The 7228-nt window shown below is 74.9% G+C and carries 6 protein-coding genes; 2 read left to right on the forward strand and 4 right to left on the reverse strand.

Annotation, left to right across the window (positions count from 1 at the left end; all coding sequences use genetic code 11):
- On the reverse strand, positions 1–785 hold a 785-nt coding region (locus B7L92_RS35485), incomplete at its 3' end, for an AMP-binding protein (protein WP_143626442.1).
- Positions 786–890: 105 nt separating this feature from the next.
- Complete coding sequence (locus B7L92_RS35490; protein ID WP_081241314.1) at positions 891–2462, reverse strand: vWA domain-containing protein; 1572 nt, start codon at positions 2460–2462, stop codon at positions 891–893.
- A gap of 526 nt (positions 2463–2988) precedes the next feature.
- Between B7L92_RS35490 and B7L92_RS35495 the strand changes: the two genes are divergently transcribed.
- Positions 2989–4329, forward strand: a complete 1341-nt coding sequence (locus B7L92_RS35495; RefSeq protein ID WP_081241317.1) for a globin domain-containing protein — start codon at positions 2989–2991, stop codon at positions 4327–4329.
- Between the two features lie 84 nt (positions 4330–4413).
- On the opposite strand, the gene B7L92_RS35500 is transcribed toward B7L92_RS35495, so the two are convergent.
- Entirely contained in the window at positions 4414–5394 is a 981-nt protein-coding gene (locus tag B7L92_RS35500; protein WP_081241315.1) for a DUF2804 domain-containing protein, read from the reverse strand.
- A gap of 199 nt (positions 5395–5593) precedes the next feature.
- Here B7L92_RS35500 and B7L92_RS35505 point away from each other — a divergent pair, with 199 nt between their 5' ends.
- Positions 5594–6670, forward strand: coding sequence for a P1 family peptidase (locus B7L92_RS35505; RefSeq protein ID WP_081241316.1), 1077 nt, complete (start codon positions 5594–5596; stop codon positions 6668–6670).
- Positions 6671–6722: 52 nt separating this feature from the next.
- On the opposite strand, the gene B7L92_RS35510 is transcribed toward B7L92_RS35505, so the two are convergent.
- Positions 6723–7228 (reverse strand): CapA family protein (locus tag B7L92_RS35510; protein ID WP_143626444.1); only part of this gene is annotated, 506 nt, incomplete at its 5' end.

Raw genomic sequence — 7228 nt, forward strand, 5'->3', positions numbered from 1 at the left:
AACCTGCACGCCGAGGCGGCCAACACCGTCGAACTGCTGCACCCCGTCTTCAAGGAGGTCACCGGCCAGGCCGCCTCGGCGTGCAGGTTGGCGTGGGTCAGGACGCAGCCCTTGGGACGTCCGGTGGTGCCGGAGGTGTAGCAGAGCGTGGCGGTCGTGTCGGGGGTCAGGGCGGCGCGGCGCCGGGCGACCTCCTCGTCGGGGACGTCCCGGCCGAGCGCGGTGAGGTCGGCGAGGGCGTCCGCGTCCAGTTCCCACAGGCGCGGGGGAGCGGGATGGGCGGCGGTGGCGGCGGTGACGGTGGCGGTGTTGTCCGGGGTCTCGGTGACGACGTAGCGGGCGCCGGAGTCGCGGACGATCCACTCCACCTGGTCCGCGGAGGAGGTGGCGTACACGGGGACGCTCTGGCCGCCGGCGGACCAGATCGCGAAGTCCAGGACGGTCCATTCGTAGCGGGTGCGGGACATCACGGCCACCCGCTCGCCCGGCGCGAGACCGGCGGCGATCAGCCCCTTGGCCACGGCGGTGACCTCCCGGGCGAAGGCCGCCGCCGTGACCGGCTGCCAACCGCCCTGCCGCTCCCGGCGCAGGACGACCGCGTCCGGTGCCTCGGCGGCGTTGGTGAAGGGGATGTCGGCCGTGCTGCCGGCGGCGGGCCGCGGGGCGAGGGGCGCCGTCCGCGCCTCGCGGACGACGCCGTGCTCGTCCCTGACGGTCTCGACCCGGGTGCGGCCCGCCAGGCCGGTGCGTCGTTTCGCTCGTTTCAGATCCCTGCGTACGCCCATGGCGGCTCCCGGTCGCGGCTGATGCGGTCGTGCTGGTGCGGTCCCGTCCAGTTACTTACTCGGGAGTCAACTTACCGGTGCGTAAGGATCAGTCAATGGGGCGGGTCAGCTCAGGCGGTCCGCGGTGCGGATCGCCTCGGCCAGATCGCGGACGTCCTCGTCCTCGGTCCGCTCCGCCAGTTCGGCGGCACGCTCGGAGAGTTCACCCAGCTCCGGGGCGCCGGGCAGGGCGCTGTGGCGGTGGCCCAAGGAGCGCAGGGCGTCGGCGAAGTAGGCGGCGGTCGCGGTGAGGGCCAGGCCGCGGTCAGCCGTCCACACGGAGTCGTCGAGGTCGCCGGTCTCCATCCCGCCGGTCTCCTCGTGGGGCGCACGGGTGTCGGGGTCGAGCCAGCGGACGGTGGCCGTGACCAGGTGGCCGCCGGCGCCGCTGGAGGTTCCCCCGCTCGGGCGGAGCCGGGAGCGGGGGAGGGTGCGCACCGCGTACAGGGCGGTGACGGTGTGGCCGGGGCCGACCTCGCCGCCGTCGACGCGGTCGTCGCGGAAGTCGTCGTCGGCGACGCGGCGGTTGTCGTAGCCGACGAGGCGGAACTCGGCGACCGTGGCCGGGTCGAAGGCGACCTGGGCCTTGGCGTCACGGGCGGTCAGTTCGACGGCACGGGGCAGCCGTTCGCCGAAGACCTCGCGGGCGTCCTCTTCCCCGGACACGTACACCGTGTGGCCGTCGCCCCGGTCGGCGAGGCGCTCCATGAGGGCGTCGCCGTAGTCGCTGCCGACGCCGACGCCGAAGAGGGTGATGCCGTGTTCGCGGCGGGAACGGGAGATGCGTTCGAGGATCGCGTCGGCGTCGGTCTCGCCGGTGTTGGCGAGGGCGTCGGAGACGAGGACGACCCGGTTGGTGGCGCCCTCGCGCAGCCCCTCGACGGCGGTCTCGTACCCGGTCTCCACCCCGGCGCCGAGATTGGTGGAGCGGTCCGGCTCCAGGCTGTCGACGGCCTCGTGGACCTCGTCGCGGTTGCCGCCGAGACGGGTCATCGGCAGGACGGTCTCCGCCTCGTCGCTGAAGGTGACGAGGGCGACCGAGTCGTCGTCGCGCAGCCGGTCCGTCATCACGGCGAGGGACTTCCGGGCGAGGTCGAGGCGCCCCGGTTCGGCCATCGAGCCCGAGGTGTCGACGACGAACGTGAGGGCCGCGGGCGGACGTTCGCCGCCCGGCGCCGCGGACCGGGTGGCCAGGCCCACGCGGACCAGGCTCCAGCCGTCCTCGTCGGTGCGGGCGCCGTCCACGGTGACCGTGAACCCGTCACCGCCGGGACGTTCGTACTCCTGCCGGAAGCTGTTGACGAACTCCTCGGGGCGGACGGTCGCCGGATCGGGCAGCCGGCCCTCGGCGAGCGTGCGGCGGGCGTAGCCGTAGGAGGCGGTGTCGACGTCGAGGGCGAAGGTGGACACGAGGTCGCGTTCGGGGTCGGCCTCGCGGGAGTCCCCTTCCCCCTCGTACCGTTCGCCGCGGTCGGGGGCGGGCAACGGGACCGGGCCGCCCCTCTTGTGGCCGTACGCGCCGTCGCTCGCCCGGCTGTCGTCGCTCGTCCCGCTGCACCCGGCGAGCAGCAGGCCGCTCGCCACGGTGAACGCCAGCAGTGCCCCGGCCGGCCGTCGTGTCCCGTGCCGCTTCCTCATCCGTTCCCCCTCGGTTCGTCGACATCGGCTCCTGCGACTGTGACGCCGGAGCGGGCCGGAACGTGCGGTACGGGGCGTTGCGGATGTGTCTCGAAGAGGCCACGACAGGGGCCCGTCGTGACCGGTGGGTGATCCTCCGCCCGCCCGGGGCGCCGCGTCCTCGTGCGCGAGACCGCAAAGGACCGGGGAGAACGGTGCGCGCACGTGCGCCGCGGAGCGCCGGACCGCACCGCTCGCCGGCGAACTCGCCCCGTACCCCGGCCCGTTCCTCCCGTCCAGGGCCCAACGGCCCTGATCACCGGGGCCATGGGGGCATATGTCCCCGATGCCATACTGACCTGCGGTTTCACCGGGTGGAGCGCCTTCCGTTCACCACGGATCCGTCTGCCACCCCCTGCACACTTCTTGGGAGTTCACCGATGCCTCGATGGTTCTGCCGGTTCTCGGACGGCGCGCCGGCCCGCCCGGTCCTGTGCGCCGGGTGGTTCACCGGCGCGGGACACGAGACGCCGAGGGGGTGCTGACCATGGGCGCGAACGACGGGAACTACCACACACTCCTGGCCCGGCACGAGGCGATGCGCCTGCGCCGGCACCTGCTCTCCCCGGGGAACACCGCGGACGCCGGAGGTGCCGTCGGCGCCCCGGCCGGGGAACCGTACGACGGGGACGCCGACCGGCGGACCATCATGCGCGACCTGGACCTGGTGGCCCCGTTCGACGAGCTGATCACCCATCTGTACCGGGCCCTGTTCGCGCGGCACCCCTCGCTGCGGTCGCTCTTCCCCGCCTCGATGGAGTTCCAGCAGGCCCATCTCGCAAGGGCGTTGTGGTTCCTGATCGAACACCTGGACCGGCCCGACGAGATCACCGAGACCTTCACCCGACTGGGCCGCGACCACCGCAGGCTCGGTCTGCGCCCGGCGCAGTACGCGGCGTTCGAGACGGCACTGTGCGAGGCCCTGCGGGTACGGGCCGGTGAGCACTGGACCGCGGAACTCGAGCAGGCGTGGGTGCGGATGCTGCGGTTCGGCGTGGCGGCCATGGTGCGGGGCGCGGAGGCCGCGCTGCGCGAACCGCCTTTCTGGCGCGCCACGGTGACGGAGCACCGGCTCCGCGGTCCGGACCTCGCGGTGCTCCGCGTCCGGCCGCACGAGACGTTCCGCTACCGGGCCGGTCAGTACGTGGCGCTGGAGTCCGCGCGGCTGCCGCACACCTGGCGCCCGTACTATCCGGCCGGCGTGCCCGGCCGGGACGGGGAGCTGGAGTTCCACGTCCGCCGCACCGGGCCCGGGGGAGTGAGCGAGGCCCTGGTGCGCCACACCGGCGTCGGGGACGAGGTGCGGATCGGGCCGCCGAAGGGGAACCTGGCGCTCGGCGAGGAACCGTTCGGCGGACTGCAGCTGGTGGCCTGGGACACCGGCTGGGCCGCGATGAAGGCGCTGCTGCAGGAGTGGGAGGGCCGCGTGCGGCAGGTGCCCGGGCACCGGGTGCGCCGGGTGCGCCTCTTCGTGGGGGCCGACGCGCTCCTCGGCCTGTACGACGCCGAGTACCTGACCGGACTCGAACAGCGCCGCTCGTGGCTGACCGTGGTGCCGGTGACGGGCGGGGCCCCGGGGGAGGGCGGATACGACCGGTTGGTCCACGCGGTGACCGGAAGCGGCCCTCTGCCGGCCGGCCGCACCCTGGTGGCCGGGCCCCCGGAGATGGTCCGGGCGGTGACGGCCGCTCTCACCCGGGCCGGGCTGCCGGCCGAACACCTCCGCCACGACCTGCCGCCGGCCGGCCCGCACGACGTGCCGAGGCCCGCGGGGGACCTCGGACCGGCCGGCGCCCCGGTGCCCCCGGGACGGGCGGTCCCCGTCTGACCGTCGCTCACCGGGGCGCGGGCGGCGCCCTCCACGGTCCGGGCCCGTGCGCCCGGGCCGGTCCCGCGGCGGCGCGGGCGTCCCTCACCACCGGTTGCGCACCTCCTCCGCCCATCCGGTGAGCCCGTCGAGCTCCACCCAGGTGCCGTCGTCGGCCCGCGCCCGCCCCGTGAAGCGGCCGAAACACTGGTGCGTCTCGTTGGCCACCACCCCCAGTCCGGTCCTGGCGGACCTCTCGTGGAAGGGGTGGAACCCGGCCTCCACCCGGGGCCCGGTGATGCGCCAGGGACGCAGCCGGTCCGCGCGGTCGTAGGTCCAGGTCAGCTCGTCGCCGATCTTGTGGAGGCGGCCGTCGACGAACAGGGCGTTCTCGGTCACACCGGTCCCGTCGGTCCACGTGCCGCCGAGCTGGACGGCGCGTCCGGGACCGCAGCCCGCGGCCCAGTTCCAGGTGACGGCGTACGGCCACTTGCCGCGCCCGTGGTCGAGGACGGCGAAGCAGTCGGGCCCGCCGATCGGGAACCGCCGTGAACCGAGCGTGAGGAGTCCGCGCACGGGACGGCCGAGGTCCTTCACGGTGTACTGGAAGCGGCGCCCGCTCCAGGGCACGACGACGCCGAGCGACTCGTGGCCGTCCGGCAGCGGGACCTCGGCCTGCAGGGCGATGCCGGGGGCGACGGCGCTGATGGCGGTGCCCGCCGGGTGCCGGACGAGTTCGATCGTCACACCGCCGCCCCGGGCCGAGGCCGTCCCGGCGCCGCGGTGCCCGGGCACGCGGACGCCGCGCGCCAGCGGCGTCACGACGTCCTCGGACCGTTCGCGGCCGGTCGACCGGTCCAGGACGTAGACGCCGTGCAGTCCGGCGTAGTCGAGCGAGGAGACGACCAGGCCGACGATGTGCGAGGGGGTGACGACGCCCCAGTACTCCCAGCGTTTGGCCCGTCCCCAGCCGCGCAGGTTCGAGCGGTGCGGCGGGCGCCGGGTCCAGCCGACCGCGGCGGGGTTGAGCCGGCCGTCGGGCAGGCACAGGTCGACCGGGGCGGTGATCTCGCGTTCGGCGGTCATGACGGCCGCAGCCTCTCGTCCGGGTGGGGCGGGCCGTCGACGGGGGGACGCGGACGTCGCCCGGGGATCGGTCGTGCCGGTCGCGTCATGACGGATCGTCCCCCCCGAGGAGCGCGTGTGCGGACGTCACGGCGGAGCCGCCCGGAAGGATTCTGGCAGGCGATCCCCCCGAAGGGCAGGACGCGTACCGTTCGGCCGTATGGAACCACTGGCTCATCCGCACTCCGCACCCGGCCCGCGGCGCCGGGCCCGTGACCTCGGCATCGTCGTCGGGCACACCGCCACCGGGCCCCTCGACGCGATCACCGATGTACCGGGCGTCCGCGTCGGGCACACCACCGTCCGCCGGCAGCCCGACGTGCACAGCGGAGTCACCGCCGTCGTGCCCGATGCCGTCGGCCCCCGTGCACCGCTGCCCGCGGGGGTGTTCACCGGCAACGGCTACGGCAAGCTCATCGGCACGACCCAGCTCACCGAACTGGGCGCGCTGGAGACCCCGGTACTGCTCACCTCCACCCTGTCGGCCTTCCGCGTCGCCGACGCCCTCGTCGGCTGGATGCTCGAACGGCCCGGATGCGAGGAGGTGCAGAGCCTCAACCCCGTCGTGGGGGAGTGCAACGACGGCTTCCTGTCGGACATCCGCGCCCGGCCCGTCCACGAGGAGCACGTCCGGGCCGCCCTCGACGCGGCGTCCGGCGGGCCGGTGGCCGAGGGCTGCGTCGGCGCGGGGACAGGCATGGTCGCCCTGGGTTTCAAGGCCGGCATCGGGACCGCCTCACGCACCCCGGAGCTGGGCGGCCGGAGCTTCACGGTGGGCGTCCTGGTGCAGGCGAACTTCGGCGGCACCCTGCGGGTGCTCGGCCGCACCGTCACCCCGCGGTCCCTGGGCCTCGACGCCGGCGGCCCCGAGCCGGCCGCGGAGACCGGCTCCTGCATGATCGTGGTGGCCACGGACGCCCCGCTCGACGCCCGGCAGCTCACCCGTGTCGCGCGGCGCGCGGTGTTCGCCCTGGCCCGCACGGGTGCGGCCTACAGCCACGGCAGCGGCGACTACGCCGTGGCGTTCGGTACGCGACCCGGTGCCGGCGCCCCCGTGGCGGACGCCGCACTGGGGCCGCTGTTCGAAGCGGTCCTCGACGGGGTCGAGGAAGCGGTGCTCAACTCCCTGCTCGCCGCGACGACGACCACCGGCTTCGGCGGCCGGACCGTGCCGGCGCTCCCGGCGGACCGCCTGCTCGCCGCCCTCGCGGCTCCCCCGCTGCCACCGGTGCGCTGACGGCGGACGGCGGCGCCCGTCCCGGGGAGCGGCGTCGGCCGGCACCGGCGGTTCACGGGCCGGTCTCCGCGGCGGGCGGGCGCAGCGAGAGCGTGTCGTCGGGCTCGAGGACCGGACGCACGCCGACGCTGACGCGGTCGAGGGTCGCGCGCACCCAGGAGGCGTCCCGGTGCGGGGCGGGCTCCAGCCGCATGCGCCGGGAACGCAGGGGCACCATGCGCAGGCCGAGGAACCGGCCGGTGTCCGCCGCCAGCGTGACGAAGTAGGCGAGCCGGAGGTCGTCGCGGTACTCCTCGTAGCCGCCGATGCCCTCGTAGTCGTCGATGAAGTCGCCGCAGCCGTACAGGACCAGCCTCTGCCGGTGCACCTCGACGGGGCGGGGGTGGTGCGAGGAGTGCCCGTGGACGAGATCGACGCCGCCGTCCACCAGGGCGTGCGCGAAACGGGTCTGCTCGCGGGGAACGCGGTACCCCCAGTTGGATCCCCAGTGCACGGACACGACCACGACGTCGCCCGCACGCCTCACCCGCCGTACGTGCCGCACCACCGCGTCGGCCG

This window comes from Streptomyces viridosporus, assembly GCF_002078235.1.
Classification (GTDB): Bacteria; Actinomycetota; Actinomycetes; order Streptomycetales; family Streptomycetaceae; genus Streptomyces; species Streptomyces viridosporus.